Origin of the sequence: Methylobacterium mesophilicum SR1.6/6 (genome assembly GCF_000364445.2) — a bacterium.
GTDB lineage: Bacteria > Pseudomonadota > Alphaproteobacteria > Rhizobiales > Beijerinckiaceae > Methylobacterium > Methylobacterium mesophilicum_A.
Genome location: NZ_CP043538.1, coordinates 5705576 through 5723586 on the forward strand (window position 1 = coordinate 5705576; position 18011 = coordinate 5723586).

Annotated in this window: 15 protein-coding genes; 11 read left to right on the forward strand and 4 right to left on the reverse strand. The window is 69.4% G+C overall.

The genetic code is table 11. The annotated features are described in order from the left end of the window. Positions 1-307: 307 nt before the first annotated feature. Complete coding sequence (locus MMSR116_RS26970; RefSeq protein WP_039893235.1) at positions 308-1210, reverse strand: LysR family transcriptional regulator; 903 nt, start codon at positions 1208-1210, stop codon at positions 308-310. Positions 1211-1318: 108 nt separating this feature from the next. Between MMSR116_RS26970 and kdgD the strand changes: the two genes are divergently transcribed. From kdgD to MMSR116_RS27020, 10 genes are all read left to right on the forward strand, one after another. Next, positions 1319-2233: a 5-dehydro-4-deoxyglucarate dehydratase gene (gene kdgD / locus MMSR116_RS26975; RefSeq protein ID WP_039893237.1), complete on the forward strand. Its 915-nt coding sequence runs from the start codon at positions 1319-1321 to the stop codon at positions 2231-2233. A gap of 97 nt (positions 2234-2330) precedes the next feature. Beyond that, on the forward strand, positions 2331-3686 hold the full coding sequence (locus MMSR116_RS26980; RefSeq protein WP_010683986.1) for an MFS transporter: 1356 nt from the start codon (positions 2331-2333) through the stop codon (positions 3684-3686). A gap of 118 nt (positions 3687-3804) precedes the next feature. Next, the gene (gene gudD / locus MMSR116_RS26985; RefSeq protein ID WP_010683987.1) at positions 3805-5166 is read left to right on the forward strand and encodes a glucarate dehydratase; all 1362 of its coding nucleotides are present in this window, start codon (positions 3805-3807) and stop codon (positions 5164-5166) included. A gap of 139 nt (positions 5167-5305) precedes the next feature. Further along, a complete protein-coding gene (locus tag MMSR116_RS26990; protein ID WP_010683988.1) occupies positions 5306-6883 on the forward strand; it encodes an aldehyde dehydrogenase (NADP(+)) in 1578 nt (525 codons plus the stop codon). Positions 6884-7281: 398 nt separating this feature from the next. Continuing rightward, the gene (locus tag MMSR116_RS26995) at positions 7282-8802 is read left to right on the forward strand and encodes an FAD-dependent monooxygenase (RefSeq protein ID WP_010683989.1); all 1521 of its coding nucleotides are present in this window, start codon (positions 7282-7284) and stop codon (positions 8800-8802) included. Positions 8803-8908: 106 nt separating this feature from the next. Next, positions 8909-9118, forward strand: a complete 210-nt coding sequence (locus MMSR116_RS27000) for a hypothetical protein (RefSeq protein ID WP_010683990.1) — start codon at positions 8909-8911, stop codon at positions 9116-9118. 545 nt (positions 9119-9663) lie between these two features. Then, a complete protein-coding gene (locus MMSR116_RS27005; protein ID WP_202882058.1) occupies positions 9664-10260 on the forward strand; it encodes a 2-hydroxychromene-2-carboxylate isomerase in 597 nt (198 codons plus the stop codon). A 302-nt stretch (positions 10261-10562) separates the two neighbouring features. After that, entirely contained in the window at positions 10563-12716 is a 2154-nt protein-coding gene (locus tag MMSR116_RS27010; RefSeq protein ID WP_039893240.1) for a PAS domain-containing sensor histidine kinase, read from the forward strand. 66 nt (positions 12717-12782) lie between these two features. Continuing rightward, positions 12783-13175, forward strand: a complete 393-nt coding sequence (locus MMSR116_RS27015) for a transcriptional regulator (protein ID WP_010683993.1) — start codon at positions 12783-12785, stop codon at positions 13173-13175. Positions 13176-13504: 329 nt separating this feature from the next. After that, positions 13505-13810: a hypothetical protein gene (locus MMSR116_RS27020; RefSeq protein WP_244625544.1), complete on the forward strand. Its 306-nt coding sequence runs from the start codon at positions 13505-13507 to the stop codon at positions 13808-13810. Here MMSR116_RS27020 and MMSR116_RS27025 read toward each other — a convergent pair. From MMSR116_RS27025 to alr, 3 genes are all read right to left on the reverse strand, one after another. Then, positions 13804-14199 (reverse strand): TIGR02300 family protein, encoded by a 396-nt coding sequence (locus MMSR116_RS27025; RefSeq protein ID WP_010683995.1) that lies wholly within the window; start codon positions 14197-14199, stop codon positions 13804-13806. The two genes, MMSR116_RS27020 and MMSR116_RS27025, sit on opposite strands and share 7 nt — an antisense overlap. Before the next feature lie 717 nt (positions 14200-14916). Next, the gene (locus tag MMSR116_RS27030) at positions 14917-16176 is read right to left on the reverse strand and encodes a D-amino acid dehydrogenase (protein WP_010683997.1); all 1260 of its coding nucleotides are present in this window, start codon (positions 16174-16176) and stop codon (positions 14917-14919) included. Between the two features lie 8 nt (positions 16177-16184). Next, the gene (alr, locus tag MMSR116_RS27035) at positions 16185-17318 is read right to left on the reverse strand and encodes an alanine racemase (RefSeq protein WP_083920226.1); all 1134 of its coding nucleotides are present in this window, start codon (positions 17316-17318) and stop codon (positions 16185-16187) included. 149 nt (positions 17319-17467) lie between these two features. Here alr and MMSR116_RS27040 point away from each other — a divergent pair, with 149 nt between their 5' ends. Further along, entirely contained in the window at positions 17468-17914 is a 447-nt protein-coding gene (locus MMSR116_RS27040) for an Lrp/AsnC family transcriptional regulator (protein WP_039893243.1), read from the forward strand. The last annotated feature ends 97 nt before the right edge of the window (positions 17915-18011 follow it).

The window sequence follows — 18011 nt, forward strand, 5'->3', positions numbered from 1 at the left end:
AAGGGTCGTTCGATTTGAATTTCCGTCGTGCCGAGAGCTCTGGGTTGATCCGTGTGATGCGGAATGATCGCTCAATCCGGTGAGACCCCGTCTCCATCTCGGCCCCGGCGATCTCTCGGCCGATATCGCGAAGACCTGTTACGTCGGAGGCGCTAATCTCCGACTTGCCTGAAGGAGCGGGTCGGCACGCGCCTGTCCAGTTACGGCCGCGCCTCTCGTTCATTCCGTCAGCCCGATCCAGGCGACGGCGCTCGGCGGCTCTCAAGGCACAGGGCCGCGCGTCAGACGAGAAGGGACGTGGTCCGGTCTAATCGTCATTGAGCGTCACCACGTTCGACCTGAACGATGGCAGGCACGGATTCGGATTATCCTGGCGCCAAGCCAGCAGGAGACAGGGTCGCGCCGTCGCCGGCGCTGCGATGGGACGGAGGACGACGTCGGTCATGCCGATATGAACGGCGCTGTCAGGGACCAGTGCGACACCGATATCGGCTCCGACAAGCGCCAGCATGGCGTGGAGCTGGTTGACCCGCTGCACCACCCGAGGCCGGATGCCGGCTGCCGTGAACAGTGTGTCCAACAGGTCGATGAAGTAGCGTCCGCCCCGCGGCGACCACGTCACCAGGGCTTCCCCGTCGAGATCCCGGACCGTCGGCGCGTTTCCCTTCGCGAGGGGATGGCTGCGCGGGACGGCGAGCAACAACTGCTCGTGGACGATGGTGGCCGTGGCGATCGGTGTCCGCGGATCGAGAAGAGCCGGGCCCGGCCTCAGGAGGCCGACATCGACGCGATTCTCCTCGAGCGCCTGGATCTGTTCGTCGGAGACCATCTCTTCGAGCACGAGGTCGATCTCAGGAAGCGCCCGGCGGACATGCGAGACGATCCGCGGCAGGGTCCTGTAGGCGGAGGCCGCGGTGAAGCTCAGGCGGATCGTGCCGCTCTCCCCGCGGGCCGCGCGCTGCGTGAGCCGGGCGGCGCTCTCGGCCGCGGCGATCACCCGGTAGGCCTCGGCCAGGAAGGTCCGGCCCGCCGGCGTCAGCCGTACCGCCCGCGTGGTGCGCTCCAGGAGCGTGACGCCGAGCGTCTGCTCCAGCATCTGGATCTGCCGGGAGAGCGGCGACTGTGTGAGGTTCAGCCGCGCCGCGGCCCGGCCGAAGTGCATTTCCTCGGCGACGGCGACGAAGCTGCGAGCGTGGCCCAGGTCGAACATTCATGCACGATCAGGGATAATCGAGCCAAAATCAACGTTGGACGCATCGAAGGGGCGAGCCTATCCCCGATCCAACGCCGGAACGGCGCAGATCAGGGAGTGAAAGCGATGTCTCGGATGACCCCCGTGGAGTTTGCGCGGACGCTGGGCTCGGGCCTGCTCTCGTTTCCCGTCACGCATTTCAACGACGATTACAGCGTCAACGAGAACGCCTACCGCGACAACCTCGGACGTCTTGCGGACTACAAGGTCTCCGGACTGTTCGCCGCCGGCGGCACCGGCGAATTCTTCTCGCTCACCCCCGCCGAGATCGACCGCGTCGTGCGCGCCTGCGTCGAGGAGACCCGCGGCCGCACGCCCGTGATCGCGCCCGCCGGCCAGGGTACGGCCCTCGCCGTGGAACTCGCCAGGGCGGCCGAGGCCGCGGGCGCCGACGGCATCCTCCTGCTGCCGCCCTACCTGGTCGGCTCCGAGCAGGCGGGCCTCGCGGCCCATGTCGAGGCGGTCTGCAGGGCGACCGGGCTCGGCGTCATCGTCTACAACCGCGCCAACGCCCAGCTCAACGAGCAGACCCTCGCGGGACTCTGCGCGCGCAACCCGAACCTCGTCGGATTCAAGGACGGCGTCGGCGACGTGGAGCTGATGACCCGGATCTACGCCGGGCTCGGAGATCGCCTGACCTATGTCGGCGGCCTCCCGACCGCCGAGACCTACGCGCTGCCGTACCTGGAGATGGGCGTCACCACCTACTCCTCGGCGATCTTCAACTTCCTGCCCGAATGGGCGCTGTCCTTCTACGACATGGTCCGCCGCCGCGACCGGGATGCGGTCTACAGGGAGCTGCGCGAGTTCGTACTGCCCTACATCGCGATCCGCAACCGCAAGCGCGGCTACGCGGTCTCGATCGTGAAGGCGGGCATGACCGCCGTCGGCCGCCATGCGGGCCCGGTCCGGCCGCCCCTGACCGATTTCGATGCCGCCGAGCTCGCCGAGCTGAAGGCGCTGATCGGCGACCGCCGCTGACACCCCCTCGCACCGCGAACGACCAACCGCCGAGCCAACGGCGGCACGCTTGACCGCCCGGACTCAACCGGGCGGCACCATCCCAGGGAGAACGTCCATGAGTGCCTCCACGAGTGGCACCACGAGCGCGACGCTCGTCGGTGCCGACGCGGCGCGCCGCACCCGCATCCGCCTTCTCATCGTGCTGATGCTGTTTGCCGCCACCACGATCAACTACGCCGACCGCGCCACCATCTCGATCGCCGGGCCGGACATGGCCAAGGAACTCGGCCTCACGCCGATCCAGATGGGCTACGTGTTCTCGGCCTTCGCGTGGTCCTACGTCCTCGCCCAGATCCCCGGCGGCTGGCTCCTCGACCGCTACGGCGTGAAATGGGTCTACGCGGCGGCCATCGGCCTCTGGTCGGCCTTCACGCTGATGCAGGGCGCCGTCGGCTTCTTCACCGGCCTCACCGCCGTGGTGCTGCTGTTCGCCCTGCGGCTCGCGGTCGGCCTCACGGAGGCGCCCGTCTTCCCGGCGAATGCCCGCATCGTCGCCGCGTGGTTCCCCACCCGCGAGCGCGGCATGGCCTCGGCCTTCTTCAACTCGGCGCAGTACTTCGCCACCGTGCTGTTCACGCCGCTGATGGCGTGGATCGTCCACAATTTCGGCTGGCACCACGTCTTCACCAGCATGGGCGTGCTCGGCATCGCCTTCGCGGTGCTCTGGCTTCAGGTGATCGACAGCCCGAAGAAGCACGCGCTGATGAACGAGGCCGAGCGCGACTACATCAAGGCCGGCGGCGCGCTGCTCGACATGGATGGGCAGGGCACGAAGAAGCAGGCCAATGCCGGCAAGACCCTGCGCGAGCTGCTCGCCAACCGGATGCTGCTCGGCATCTATGTCGGCCAGTACTGCATCACGGTGCTGACGTACTTCTTCCTGACCTGGTTCCCGGTCTACCTCGTCAAGGAGCGCGGGCTGTCGATCCTGCAGGCCGGCTTCGCCGCGGTGGTGCCGGCGCTCTGCGGGTTCATCGGCGGCATCCTCGGCGGCGTGATCTCCGACATGCTCCTGCGCCGCGGTTACTCGTTGACCGCCGCCCGCAAGATCCCGATCGTCGGCGGCATGCTGCTCTCCATGAGCATCATCGGCTGCAACTACGTCCAGGCGGATGCCCTGGTGGTGGGCCTGATGGCGCTCGCCTTCTTCGGCAAGGGCATCGGGGCGCTCGGCTGGGCCGTCGTCGCCGACACCTCGCCGCGGGAGAGCGGCGGCCTGTCCGGCGGATTGTTCAACACCTTCGGCAACACCGCCGGCATCACCACGCCGATCGCCATCGGCTACATCGTGCAGACGACCGGCTCGTTCAACGGCGCCCTCGTCTTCGTGGGCCTGAACGCCCTGGTGGCCTGCTTCTGCTACCTCGTGGTGGTCGGTGAGATCCGCCGCGTCGAGCTGAAGAGCGCCTGACGCCGACGTCCGGGGCCGGCTCCTGGGGGCCGGCCCCCGTCCCGAAGTTCCTGCCCCGCGAGTCCGGCCGCGCCCGGCCGTGCGGCCCCCAGCCAGACCACATGCAGGAGGACACGCCATGTCCGTCACCACGCAGTCCGACACCCGCCACGCCGCCCGCAACACGCCGACCGTGACCGACATGAAGGTCGTGCCGGTCGCGGGACACGACAGCATGCTGCTGAACCTGTCGGGTGCGCACGGTCCGTTCTTCACCCGTAACCTCGTGGTGCTCACAGACTCGACGGGCGCCACCGGCCTCGGCGAGGTTCCCGGGGGCGAGGGCATCCGCAGCGTGCTGGAGGAGGCCCGCGACCTCGTGGTCGGCCAGCCGCTGGGTGCCTGGAACGCGGTGCTCAACACCATGCGCACCCGCTTCGCCAACCGCGATGCCGGCGGGCGCGGCCTCCAGACCTTCGACCTGCGCATCACCATCCACGCGGTCACCGCGGTCGAATCCGCCTTGCTCGACCTGCTCGGCCAGTTCCTCGACGTGCCCGTGGCCGCGCTCCTCGGCGAGGGTCAGCAGCGGGACGCGGTCGAGATGCTGGGCTACCTGTTCTACGTCGGCGACCGCCGCAGGACCGACCTCGGCTACCGGGAGCCGCAGGCGCGGGACGGCTGGTTCCGGCTGCGCGACGAGGAGGCCCTGACGCCCGAGGCCGTGGTCCGCCTCGCGGAGGCGGCCTACGAGCAGTACGGCTTCAACGATTTCAAGCTGAAGGGCGGCGTGCTGCGCGGCGAGGAGGAGATCGCCGCCGTCACGGCGATCCACCGGCGTTTCCCCGAGGCGCGCGTCACCCTCGATCCCAACGGCGCGTGGTCGCTCGCCGAGGCGATCCGCCTGTGCAAGGGCCAGGGTCACGTGCTCGCCTACGCCGAGGACCCCTGCGGGGCGGAACAGGGCTTCTCCGGCCGCGAGATCATGGCCGAATTCCGCCGTGCCACCGGCCTGCCCACCGCCACCAACATGATCGCCACCGACTGGCGGCAGATGAACCACGCGATTCAGCTCGGCGCCGTCGATATCCCGCTCGCCGACCCGCACTTCTGGACGCTGGCCGGCTCGGTGCGGGTGGCCCAGCTCTGCCGCGACCACGGGCTGACCTGGGGCTCGCACTCGAACAACCATTTCGACGTGTCGCTCGCCATGTTCACCCACGTGGCTGCGGCCGCGCCGGGCAATGTCACGGCCATCGACACCCACTGGATCTGGCAGGACGGCGAGCGCCTGACCAAGGAGCCCCTGGCGATCCGCGGCGGCCTCGTGCGGGTGCCGGAGCGGCCGGGTCTCGGGATCGAGCTCGACTGGTCGGCGGTCGAGGAGGCGCACGCGCTCTACCGCGACCACGGTCTCGGCGCCCGGGACGACGCGGCGGCGATGCAGTTCCTGGTCCCGAACTGGACCTTCGACAACAAGAAGCCCTGCCTCGTCCGGTGAGGTCAGTGCGCTCTCCTCCGGAGCGGCTGCCGGTCCGGCGGGGGGTGTATCGAAACAAGGGTCTCGTGCCGTGCCGGGGTGCAGCGCGCCCGGGCGCGGCTCCCGACGACTCCGCCGATTGTTGAACAGGCGCGACCGCATGACCTTCAGCAGCGACAACCTGATCGGCGGCGCGCGTGTGCCGGGCAGCGGCACGCCGTGGCGCGCGGTCGAGGCCGCCACCGGGGCATCTCTGGAGCCGGCTTTCGCCTCGGCGACGGTCGGGCAGGCCGAACACGCCTGCGCGCTCGCCGCGGACGCCTTCGACGCCTACCGCGCGACGCCCCCCTCGGCACGGGCCGCCCTCCTGGAGGCGATCGCCGACGCCATCCTCGAACTCGGGGACGAACTCGTCACCCGCTGCATGGCCGAGACGGGCCTCCCCCGCCCGCGGATCGAGGGGGAGCGCGGCCGCACCGTCGGCCAGCTCCGGATGTTCGCCGCCGTCGTCCGAAGCGGCGCCTTCCTCGGCGCCCGTATCGACACGGCCCAGCCCGAGCGGACGCCGCTGCCGCGACCGGACCTGCGCCTGTGCCGGATCGCGGTCGGTCCCGTGCTGGTCTTCGGCGCCTCGAACTTCCCCCTCGCCTTCTCGGTCGCTGGCGGCGATACCGCGTCGGCGCTGGCCGCCGGCTGCCCGGTGATCGTGAAGGCGCATCCGGCCCATCCCGGTACCTCGGCCCTCGTCGGCGACGCGGTTCGCCGCGCGGTCACCGCGTGCGGCCTGCCGGACGGCGTGTTCGCGCTGCTGTTCGAGGAGGGTATCGCGATCGGCCAGCATCTCGCCGCCGATCCCCGCGTCGCCGCGATCGGCTTTACGGGCTCGCGCCGCGCCGGCACCGCCCTCATGCGGATCGCCGCGGCGCGGCCGATCCCGATCCCGGTCTTTGCCGAGATGAGCAGCATCAACCCGGTGATCCTGATGCCCGCCGCGCTCGCGGCACGCGGTGCCGAGATCGGGCGCGCCTTCGTCGCGTCGCTCACCCTCGGCGCGGGCCAGTTCTGCACGAGTCCCGGTCTCGTCCTCGGGGTCGAGAGTCCGGGGCTCGCGGCCTTCGAGGCGGCCGCCGCCGACACCCTTTCGGGTGTGGCCGCCGCCGCCATGCTGACGCCCGGCATCCACCGGGCCTATCGCGAGGGCGTCGCGGCCCTGGAGAGCAACCCCGCGGTGGCGCGGGTGGCACAGGGCCAGCCCGGCACCGCTCAGCAGGGGCGGCCGATCCTGTTCGCGACGACCGGGGCCGCCTTCCGTGCCGACCATCGGCTCGCCGAGGAGGTCTTCGGCGCAGCCTCCCTGGTGGTCCGCTGCCGGGATGCCGCCGAGCTGCGCACGGTCCTGGAGGGCCTCGAAGGCCAGCTCACCGCGTCCCTGCACCTGGACGAGACTGATCACGCGGCGGCGCGCGGCCTCGTGCCTCTCTTGGATCGGAAGGTCGGCCGAATCCTGGTGAACGGCTTCGGCACCGGCGTCGAGGTCGGCCATGCCATGGTCCACGGCGGCCCCTTCCCCGCGACTTCGGACGGGCGCACCACGTCGGTGGGCAGCCTTGGCATCGACCGCTTCCTGCGGCCGGTCTGCTATCAGGACGTGCCGGAGGCCCTCCTCCCGGCCGCGCTGACGGATGCGAACCCGTGGCGGCTTCCGAGAAGCGTCGACGGCGCCGCGCCCGGCGCCTGACGACGGGGCGTGAGCCCGGGCCCGATCAAGCGTACAGCCGCAGCTTCCGATAACCGTCCGAGAGCGGGCAGGCCTGTACGCCGGGCGCGGACGCGGCTGAACACGGCACCCCTCCCCCTTCTCTGCTCCGTTCACGTCCGCGATGCGCGAGACTCCTGGGGCGGCGTTGAAACGTGGCCGTTGCGGTCGCGCGGCCGGTGCGCTACCGTCGCCAAGTCGGAAAAGGCAGACTTGGTCTGGTCAGCCCAAGTCCTTTCGGTAACGAAAGCTCTGGTCTTTGGCCCCGTGCCGCGGACCCCCACGACGAACGAAGGACGCGCGTGCGCGTCCGGATGTTCGTCCGCGCGGGTCTCAGGTTTGGGAAACGCTCCGGTCGAATATCGACTCGGAGTCCGGCCATGCCCCCATCATCGACCGTCTATGACACGATCATCGCCGGCGGCGGTCCCGTCGGCCTGTTTCTCGCCTGCGAACTGTCGCTGGCGGGCTGCTCGGTGCTGGTTCTCGAGCAGGCGCGCGACCCATCCTCGCCGTTGAAGCGCCCCCCGTTCGGCATACGCGGCCTGACGGTGCCGACGCTCGAGAGCCTCGACCGCCGCGGTCTGCTCGAAGAGATCGCGGCCGATGCGGTGAGCCGCGCCATGCCGGGAACGGCGCATTGGATGGCGCAGCCGCGCCGCCCCGGCGGTCATTTTGCCGGCATCCAGTTCTTCCACGACCGGATCGATCCGGCGCGCTGGGCCTATCGCCTGCCGGGTTCCGTCAGCACCCTCGCCATCGCGATGGAAAGCCTCGAGACCGTCCTGGCCCGGCGGGCTGAGGCATCGGGGGTCCGGATCCTGCGGGGCGTGGGCGTCGAGGGCTTCGCCCAGACGGACGAGTCCGTCCTCGTCCAGGCGTCCGGCGCGGCGTACCGGGGCCGCTGGCTGGTCGGCTGCGACGGCGCGCGCAGCACGGTGCGCAAGGCGGCGCACCTGTCCTTCACCGGCACGGAGCCTGAATTCACGGGCTACTCCGTCCGGGCCGCGCTGGCCAACGGGGATACCCTCAAGCCCGGCCGGCATTACACCGCGGAGGGCATGTACCTGTACACGCCGCCCGACACGTTCGCGGTGGCCGATTTCGACGGTGGGGCCTTCCATCGCACCGCGCCGATCACGCGCGCGCACGTCGAGGCGGTCCTGCGCAGGGTTTCCGGGACGGATGTCACGCTGACCCAACTCGAGCTTGCCACAACGTGGACTGACCGCGCCTGTCAGGCGAGCGCCTATCGCAGCGGCCGCGTGCTCCTGGCCGGCGATGCCGCGCACATCCATTCGCCCTTGGGTGGCCAGGGCCTGAACCTCGGGCTCGGCGATGCGATGAACCTGGGTTGGAAGCTCGCGGCCACGATCCGGGGGATTGGGCCAGCGGATCTCCTCGATAGCTACGAGCGCGAGCGGCATCCGGTCGGTGCGCGCGTCCTCGACTGGTCGCGGGCCCAGGCCGCGCTCATGCGGCCGAGCCGAAGCGCGCGCGCCCTCGAAGCCATCATCCGTGACCTGATCGACACGACAGACGGCGCAACCTACTTCGCCGAGCGCGTATGGGGCGTGTCGCTCAGCTACGATCTCGGCGCCGGCCATCCGCTGGTCGGGCGCAGCGTGCCCGATTTCGTCCTCGGTGACGGGAGACGGGTTGGCGGCCTCATGCGTGCCGGTAAGGGCCTGGTCCTGGATTTCGCCCACCGTCCATCGCTGCAAGCTTTGACGGACCGGCAATCCGGGCGCGTCGGCTACGTCGCCAGCGAGGTCGAGGACCGGCTCGGCCTGCAGGCCCTGCTCGTTCGGCCCGACGGGATCGTCGCCTGGGCCTGTGACACTCCCCCGGATGAGGAAGCCGCCGGCCGATCGCTGACGCGATGGTTCGGCGCGACTTGACCGAATCGATCCGACTCATGCGCGTGTGCCGAAGCACCGCCGAAGGTTTCGGCCCATGAGATCTTGTCGTCAGACCGGGAGATCAATCCTCCCGACGGAGGCCGACATGTCCGAAGGCGCTGCGATCCGGGAAACAATCCGCCTCACCGAGGGGGATGTTGTCGTTCTGCTCCCTGGCAACCTGTCGAAGGCGAGCATCGTCGCGCTCCAGGCCAAGCTCGACGGGCTGGCCGCAGACCTGAATGCGCGCTGCACGGAAGAGAGCCGCTCCTCGTTGTCGGGATTGGCCGGGTTGGCTGCCTATCTCGCCGCTTGATATCGGCGGCCGTGCGCGTGCGTAGAACCGGTACCGCCCGGTCGAGCGTCCATTTCTTCGTGACTGGGTGATCCCCGGCTGCGAGGTCGGCCGACACGATGCCCACCGCGGCGCCTGTCTCCGGCCGAGACGTGGGCGGCCTCGCGCAGGTCCGAGACGGCGAGGTCGGTGGCCGCGTCGCCTGTTCGGTGCTTGCCGGTCGTCATCCTCGGCCAGCACGCGTGGCGCTGAGGGGCGGTGCCACACGCTGGATTCGAACCCCGGACCCTTGCATTGCGAAAGGGCAGGCGCAGTCTCGGATGGGCTTGTACGCCGCTGAAAGCCATCGGATAACGTCAGATTGGACAATGGCTTGCGAACGTAACCTGTAGGAACGGGCCACAGCCGTCTGGCTCCCCCTACCCTCCTATCGCCCGACGCAATGATCGCGACCGAGCCCGCGCGGAGTGCAGCAGCAGGTCCGGGAGCGGCGTGACGTACAAAGGGCGCCGCCGCGGCGCCGCTTCAGCTATCGTAAGTCGATAGGAGGGCCGATGCGTTGTCAGGTGGACTATTACGTCTCGTTGAACTCGCCCTGGACCTACCTAGGAGGCGCGCGCTTGATGGATATTGCCGCGCGTTGCGGTGCGCGGGTGCGGATCTATCCCATCGACACCGCCGAAGTTTTCCCGGCTTCAGGAGGGCTCCCGCTGGCCAAGCGCTCGCCGCAGCGGCAAGCCTATCGGCTCCAGGAACTGGCGCGCTGGCGCGATGTTCTCGGCATTCCGATCAACCTCAAGCCGAGGCACTTCCCGGCCGAGGAGGCGACCGCCGCTCGATGTGTCCTCGTGGTGCGCGAGACGATCGGCGATGCTCCTGCCGTCAATCTGGCGCATCGCGTCCTGAGGGCGCTCTGGGAGGAAGAGGCTGACACCGGTGACCGGGAAACGCTCGGACGGCTGATCGGCGACGTTGGCCTGGACGGGCCATCCGTCCTCGAGCACGCGGATGATGCGCGGTGGACGGCGCTACGGTCACGGGAGACCAAGGCTGCGATCGACCGCGGTGTGTTCGGCGCTCCGACCTATGCCGTGGGCGGGGACATCTTCTGGGGTCAGGACCGGCTGGACTTCCTGGAGCGACGGCTGACTGGCGGCGGCTGACGTAGGTCACGAGAGGGCCGGCCCATCGAAGCGGGTGCCGGAGAAGGATGGCTGTGGCGCCACACCGCCTACGATCCTTGTGCACCGGCAGGGCCCTCATGCACTGAAGCCGCTCCCGACCCGGACGTTCGGACGATCATCGAAAGGTCCGCCACGCGGTCACCGGCATGATGCCCATGGAATGGCGGCTTGTCCTGGGTGGCTACCATTGCTGCGGCTGGCTTCGCTCGACATGATGCCGGTCGTCAGCGTCCATCAACGTCCCGATACCGATGTCCGTAGGGTCTCATCTGGCCGGTGAAATGGCCGAACGCGTTCGCGGCTATGACTGGGCCGCGACGGCGCTCGGCCCGATCGAGACATGGTCGCCCCGCCTCGCGGCCATGGTCGAGCATGTGCTTGCCAGCCCTGTCGTCGCGTCCATCGTCTGCGGACGCGGGCACCTCCTGATCTACAACGATGCCGCCGCCCGGCTCTACGGCGATCGGCATCCGGAGGCCCTCGGTCGTCCCCTCGCGACGACGTTCCCGGACGGTTGGGCAACCGTCGCACCCTACTACGCGCGCGCCTTCGCGGGCGAGGCCGTCCAAGTCGCCGGCCAACCCCTGGACACCCGCGGCGAAGGCGTCGCGGAGGATGTCTTTGACGCGCTTCTGGTGCCGGTGCGCGACGAGGCCGGACACGTGATCGCAGTCCACATGACCGGCTTCGAGATCGGTGAGCGCCTACGCGCCGAGGCGAAGTTACGCACGAGCGAGGCCCGCTACCATCATCTGTTCAATGCGATCGACGAAGGGTTCTGCACCATCGAGGTTCTGTTCGACGAGGCCGGAGCTGCGGTCGACTACCGCTTCCTGTACGTGAACGTGGCCTTCGAGCAGCAGACCGGGCTGACGGACGCCGTAGGTCGGACGGTCCGGGCGCTGGTGCCCGATATCGAGGCGCACTGGCTCCAGACCTACGGTCGCATCGCCCGCACCGGCAAAGCCGAACGCTTCGACGATCGCGCGGACGCGCTCGGGCGCTGGTACGACGTCTACGCCTTCCCGATCGGGACGCCCGAGCAACGGCAGGTGGCGGTCCTGTTCAAAGACATCCTCCCTCGCAAGCGGGCCGAGGACCGCCTGCGCGCGAGCGAGGAGCGGTTCCGCGCCTTCGTCACCGCCAGCGCCGATGTCGTCTACCGCATGAGCCCGGACTGGCGCGAGTTGCGCGTACTCGATGGACAGGGGTTCCTGGCCGACACCGTCAGCCCGAGCGATGACTGGCTGGGCGCATACATCGACCCGGCCGATCAGCCGCGCTTGCGGGCGGCAATTCAACAGGCGGTGGAGGCCAAGGCGATGTTCCAACTGGAGCATCCCGTCAGGCAGGCGGACGGGCGCTCGGGCTGGGCCCTGTCACGGGCCGTGCCCCTCCTCGACGAGGTGGGCGAGATCCGCGAATGGATCGGAGCAGCCAGCGACGTGACGGCGCGCAAGCGTGCCGAGGACGAGCTGCGCGCGAGTGAAGAGCGGTTCCGCGGCCTAGTCGAGGGGTTCGGCCAGTTCAGTTGGGAAGCCTCGGCCGAAGGCGTCATCGAGGTCGACAGTCCAGGCTGGCGCGCATTCACCGGGCAGCATTTGGAAGAATGGCTCGGGTCGGGCTGGATCGCCGCCATCCATCCCGACGACCGGGATGTCACCGAGGCGAAGTGGCGGCAGGCCGTGGCGGCGCGGACAGCTGTCAATCACGAGTACCGCCTGTGGCACGCACCGAGCGCCTCGTGGCGGTGGTCGAACGTCCGCGCTGTGCCGATCACGAATCCGGACGGGTCGATCCGGAAGTGGTCGGGCGTGAACATCGACGTCACGGACCATCACAGGCTGCTGGCGCGACAGGAAGTGTTGATCAACGAATTGCAGCATCGCTCACGCAACCTGCTCGCCGTCGTCATCGCCGTGGCAGACAGAACTTTGCAGCAGGGGAGTCCGATCGAGGCTTTCGAGGAGCGCCTGAAGGCGCTCAGCCGGGCGCAGGGTCTGCTCAGCCAGTTCGGCAGCGACACGGTTGAGCTTGGGGCGCTCGTGAGGACGGAGTTGGCCGCCTATGTTGATCGAGCGTCCGATCGCGTCAGCATCGCGGGCCCCGAAGTACATCTGACCGCGCGGCAGGTGCAGAACTTCGCCCTGGCGGTGCACGAGCTGACCACAAACGCGGTCAAGCACGGGGCGCTCAAGAGTCAGGCCGGCCGACTCAGTGTCACCTGGGAGACCGTGCGCGATCGTCGCCAGCGCCGCCGCCTCGCCCTGTCCTGGGTCGAGCGCGGCGTGCCCGTGCGGTCGGAGAGTGTCACCCGGCGCGGCTACGGCACCGAATTGATCCAGAATGCCTTAGCCTACGCGCTGGAGGCCAAGGTAGATTACGAGCTTGGGCCGGAAGGTGTGCATTGCCGGATCGAAATGCCGGTATCCTGACCTCCGAAAAGGTGGGGCGCTTCGAAAACCTGGTCCTCGCGCCCTTCCCCGCGCTTCGGAGGTACGGTGCCCGATCCTGTTCGACCGCTCGCCGGATACCGCATCCTCGTTGTCGAGGATGAATACCTGATTGCGATCGAGCTGAAGCGCTGGCTGAAGGCGGCAGGAGCTTGCGTCGCGGGGCCTCTACCGAGCGTCGTTCAGGCGCTCGCCTTCATTGAGGAAGATAGCCTCGCCGCGGCCGTGCTGGACGTGAACCTCGGCCATGGCGAGACAGTCCACCCCTTGGTTGCGGTATTGGGGTCTCCAGGTGTGCCGTATCTATTCGCGACCGGAGATGTGAAGCTGCCGGATGCGGATGGCTATCGCGATCCCCCACGACTGACGAAGCCGTATCATGAGGCGGAACTGGTGCACGCCGTCGCCACCCTCATCCTCGGGTGCAGGCCTGCTTCGTAGGTCACTGCCAGTGGGGCCGACAATCCCTGATGACCATCCCAACCGCACATCACGTCGCTGCCTGACCGTGACCGACCGGGTCTGATAGCCGGGCCTTCGCCAAGCTTGAGCCGATATCTGCGCCGGAGGAACCGTCGAACCCGACGCGACGCCCGAGACGGTCGCGCATCCGTGCAACAGCACGTCTTGGTTGAACGTCCGGTGTTATGGCTCGGAACTTCTGAAAGGGGCCGGCCGAAACCACCCAGCTGCGATGGCCCGTTGTTGCGGCCTCGAGCGCTGGGTGTAGAACGTCTCGGATGGCAGACGATGCTACGCTCTGGGATCTCGTGACCGCCGAGCGCATCGCGATCGAGCACGTCTGCGCGGCCATCGACGTCTACCTCACAGTGCCGACCACGCAGGATCATCCGATCGGGCCGGACCATTTCCTTGACTTGGCTGCGACCGTCGCGGCGCACGCATCGGCAAACGCCACCGTAGTCGATGCTGAAGCCGACGAGCCGTCACGCCGCATGGCTGTGCGATCGGCCCTGCTCATGGGCCGCCCCGTCGCCCGATCAACCGGATGTGTCACCCGGGTTTGCGATGAGCGCGGGGCGGCTCGGGCGAAGAGACTCAAGCGCGGCTACTGATCATCATCGTCGTCATTTACCTCGATCAGGTCGGTGGTATCTTCGTCGTCCTCATCGACCACGAGCGTGTCATCCTCGACCCGGTCGCCATCGTCATCGACATCCAGAGCGTCATCGCTGTCCGTGTCGGTATCCGTGTCCTTATCGGCTTCCTCAGCCTCGACCTCATCCAAGGACACGAGTTCCGGGCCGTCCGTGTCCTCTTCGTCTTCGGTCGGTGCCTCTTTGCGCGCTACCACAGGCGCGGCTCCCCTGGCGAAGGACGTTGTCACCGAGGTTGGGACGACCTCTCCCGAATAAGGCGAGATGACGGGGTTCTTGTTGAGGTCATAGAACTTCTTGCCTGTCGTCGGGCAAAGTCGTTTCGTGCCGAGATCCGGACGTGCCACTGCAATTCTCCAGGGGGGCGTTCAGCGCCGGACGGCCAGCGCACCTCCCGCTACATCTATCACAGTCGGTCGTGGTCCGCCCGGCCGCACGTATGGCTGGTTCGCATCGCGGCGGCCAGGCTCGACGGCGCTCGTCACGTCGTTGAATCCCCGATGTCCGCTTGTATCAACCCGGACCAAATACCGGGGACGGGTCGAGTTGCGCGCGAAGCGGCAACCGGATGTGGCTGATTGTGTTGACAAACTCGGAAGCTGGCCGAAGCAGCGCCGCGAGGAGCACCGACCGGCGAAAGTCCTGGTCTGGGCGTGAACAGAACGCGCCTCGTGCGTAGGATTGCCGCGGCGCGAGAGACCGATTTTCTCCCGGGCCCATCTGGGATGACGCCTGAGGCGCTGCCACCGAGTTTTTCAAGGAAATCGGCCGACAGCAGCCGGTTCGCTTCGAGCCGTCAGCGTCGTGTAGCGGCCTTGAACGCAAGTGCGGTGGTGGCCCGCCAATCCGCCCCGCAAGTCGCTGTCCACGCGCTCGGGGACCGTTCGAGATTCCAGCTCGACCGCCTTCCGGCGCGCCTCGGGACCGAGGCGCGAATGCGGCAGACGAGCCATCCCCGATCCGTCCTGAACGTCGGTCCGCCCGACCGCGACGAGACGGCGGGCGTTTTTCGACGTTCTCGATCACTAGCCCGGCGGGGTGTCTGAGCGATCACGCAAGTCGTCTCACGCGGCGTAGCGGTCGAGCGCCAGATCGTCGCTCGCGATCTCGGGAGCCCGGCCGGACACGATGTCGGCGAGCAGGCGGCCGGAGCCGCAGGCCATGGTCCAGCCGAGCGTGCCGTGACCGGTGTTGGTGAACAGGTTGCCGACCCGCGTGCCCCCGACGATCGGCGTGCCGTCCGGCGTCATCGGCCTCAGGCCGGTCCAGAACGAGGCCCGCTCGAGGTCGCCGCCCGCCGGGAACAGGTCCTGCACCGAGCGCGCCAGGGTCTCGCGCCGCGGCAGGCGCAGGGCGCTGCTGAAGCCCGCGAGCTCGGCGGTGCCGCCGACGCGGATCCGGTCGCCGAGCCGGGTGATCGCGACCTTGAAGGTCTCGTCCATCACCGTCGAGACCGGCGCGGCCGCCGCGTCGGTGATCGGCACCGTCAGCGAGTAACCCTTCACCGGGTAGACCGGCAGCGCGATCCCGAGGGGACGCAGCACCGCCGGCGTGTAGCTGCCCAGCGCCGCCACATAGGCATCCGCCCGCAGAAGGTCGCCGTCGGTGGTCTCGACCGCCGTCACCCGGTCGCCGGCGTGATGCAGGCGCGCGATCGCCGTGCGGTAGCGGAAGGTCACGCCGAGACCGTCGCAGATCGCGGCGAGGCGCTGGGTGAACAGGTGGGCGTCGCCGGTCTCGTCGCCCGGCAGCCGCAGGCCGCCGACGAAGACGTCGCGCACGGCGGCGAGCGCCGGCTCGGCACTGACGCAGCCGGCCGGGTCCAGCACCGTGTAGGGCACGCCGTAGGCGTCGAGGACGCGGGTGTCGTCGCCGACATGGTCGAGCTGCTTGTGCGTCCGGAAGAGCTGCAGCGTGCCCTTCTCCCGGTGGTCGTAGGCGATGCCGGTCTCGGTGCGCAGGTCGCGTAGCGCGTCGCGGCTGTACTCGGCGAGCCGGACCATGCGGCCCTTGTTCCGCTGGTAGGCCTCTTCGGTGCAGTTGGCGAGCATGCGCGTGAGCCACGCGTAGAGGCGGGGCTCGAGCCGTGGCCACAGCACCAGGGGCCGGTGCCGCATCATCAGCCACTTGAGCGCCTTCACGGGGATTCCCGGCGCCGCCCAGGGGGCCGCGTAGCCGGGCGAGACCTGCCCGGCATTGGCGAAGCTGGTCTCCAGGCCGGAGCCCGGCTGGCGCTCCAGCACGGTGACCTGATGGCCGGCTCGGGCGAGATAGTAGGCCGAGGTGACGCCGACGACGCCGCCGCCGAGGATGAGCACGTGCATGGCGGGCCTCAGGCTCCGAGATAGAGGCGGTGGAAACGGTGGCCGAGGTTGGTCAGGACCTCGTAGCCGATCGTGCCGGCCGCGGCGGCGACGGCGTCGACGTCGCGCTCCGGCCCGACGATGTCGACGAGCGCCCCCGGCCCGAGCGTGCCCGGCGCCACGTCGGTGACGTCGAGGACGAGGCTGTCCATCGAGACACGCCCGACCACCGGCAGCCGGGCGCCGCCGAACCACGCCGCGCCGCCCGCCGTGCTGCGGAAGAGCCCGTCCGCGTAGCCGATCGCGACCGTGGCGAGTCGGCTGTCCCGGGCGACCGTGGCCGCGTGCCCGTAGCCGACCGGCGTCCCCGCCGGGACGTTGCGCGTCTGCATGACCCGGGCCCGCAGGCCGATCACCGGGCGCATCGGGTTCGGCCCACCCTCCTGCGGGGCGATCCCGTAGAGGGCGGCGCCGGGGCGCACCATGTCGAAATGGAAGTCCGGACCGAGGAAGATCCCCGACGAGGCCGCGAGGCTCGCCGGCACCGCGGGCAGGCGCCGGCGGACGGCCCGGAAGACGGACAGCTGCGCCGCGTTGACCGGGCTGCCCGGCTCGCCCGCGCAGGCGAGGTGGCTCATCACCAGCCGCAGGTCGAGCCCCGCGAGGGCGTCCGGCCGGTCGAGGAGCGCGCCGGCCTCCTCCGGCGCGAAGCCGAAGCGGGCCATGCCGGTGTCGACCTGGAGGATCGCGGGCAGGCACCGCGCCCGCCGCCGGGCCAGGCCCTGCCAGCCGTCGAACTGGGACCGGTCGTTGAGGACGGGCACGAGGTCGTGATCCGCGCAGGTCGCCTCGCCGCCCGGGGCGGTGCCGTTGAGCACGGCGATCACCGCGCCCGGTCCGAGGATGGAGCGCAGGGCCACGCCCTCGCCGACCTGGGCGACGAAGAAGTGCCGGCAGCCCGCGGCGGCCAGGACCGGCGCGACCCGGTCGGCGCCGAGCCCGTAGGCGTCCGCCTTGACGACGGCCGCGCAGGTCGCCGACCCGGCCCGCGCGGCGAGGCGGCGGTAATTCTCCGCGATGGCCGCGAGATCGATCGTGAGGAGTGCGGAGGCCGTCCCGGCTGGGCCCGCATCAGGCCGAAGCGCGCGATCGATCATGCTCATGGCGGCCCTCGGGACAGCGCGCGGATGCGATGTCCGAAGGCTACACGAAGGATCGTCGAACGGGCGTGCGTGCTGTCGAAGACATTTGCTATCTGGGACCCCGAGTGCAAGTTTCTTCGGCCAATTCGAATATCCTGCGAGAGCCGGGCGTGGACGAAACCGACCGCCGCATCATCCAGGTCCTGCGCGGTGACGGGCGGATCAGCAACGCGGATCTCGCCGCCGCCGTCAGCCTGTCCGCCTCGGCCTGTCATCGGCGCGTGCGCGCGCTGGAGACGTCCGGGATCATCCGCGGCTACACGGCCCTCGTGGGCGCCGCCGACGCGCCTGGCCTCGTCGTGCTCACGCAGTTCACCCTGGACCGCCAGACCGAGGACTACCTCAACCGCTTCGAGGCGGCCGTCCGGCGCTGTCCGGAAGTCCAGGACTGCTATCTCATGACCGGATCGGCCGATTACCTCGTCAAGCTCAGGGTCATCGACGCCGCCGATTACGAACGTCTGCACAAGGACGTGCTGTCGCGCCTGCCCGGCGTCGCCCGGCTCCAGTCGAGCTTCGCCATCCGGACCGTCGTGGCAGCGGGCCGGCCGTTCTGACCGCCGGAGGCCGCCCCGGAGCCGCCCGGTCCCGCGGTCGCGGCGGCTCGGACGGATCGCGATCAGCGGACTTTTCGCGCGCCGCCCGGCCGGCGGT

Excerpts from the sequence above, each read along its gene's own strand:
- MMSR116_RS27000 (WP_010683990.1), top strand. The coding sequence starts at position 8,909 with ATGTCCGAAGGCGCTGCGATCCGGGAAACAATCCGCCTCACCGAGGGG.
- MMSR116_RS26995 (WP_010683989.1), top strand. The coding sequence starts at position 7,282 with ATGCCCCCATCATCGACCGTCTATGACACGATCATCGCCGGCGGCGGT.
- MMSR116_RS27030 (WP_010683997.1), bottom strand. The coding sequence starts at position 16,176 with ATGCACGTGCTCATCCTCGGCGGCGGCGTCGTCGGCGTCACCTCGGCC.
- MMSR116_RS27010 (WP_039893240.1), top strand. The coding sequence starts at position 10,563 with ATGGCCGAACGCGTTCGCGGCTATGACTGGGCCGCGACGGCGCTCGGC.
- alr (WP_083920226.1), bottom strand. The coding sequence starts at position 17,318 with ATGAGCATGATCGATCGCGCGCTTCGGCCTGATGCGGGCCCAGCCGGG.
- kdgD (WP_039893237.1), top strand. The coding sequence starts at position 1,319 with ATGTCTCGGATGACCCCCGTGGAGTTTGCGCGGACGCTGGGCTCGGGC.
- MMSR116_RS26970 (WP_039893235.1), bottom strand. The coding sequence starts at position 1,210 with ATGTTCGACCTGGGCCACGCTCGCAGCTTCGTCGCCGTCGCCGAGGAA.
- MMSR116_RS26980 (WP_010683986.1), top strand. The coding sequence starts at position 2,331 with ATGAGTGCCTCCACGAGTGGCACCACGAGCGCGACGCTCGTCGGTGCC.
- MMSR116_RS26990 (WP_010683988.1), top strand. The coding sequence starts at position 5,306 with ATGACCTTCAGCAGCGACAACCTGATCGGCGGCGCGCGTGTGCCGGGC.
- gudD (WP_010683987.1), top strand. The coding sequence starts at position 3,805 with ATGTCCGTCACCACGCAGTCCGACACCCGCCACGCCGCCCGCAACACG.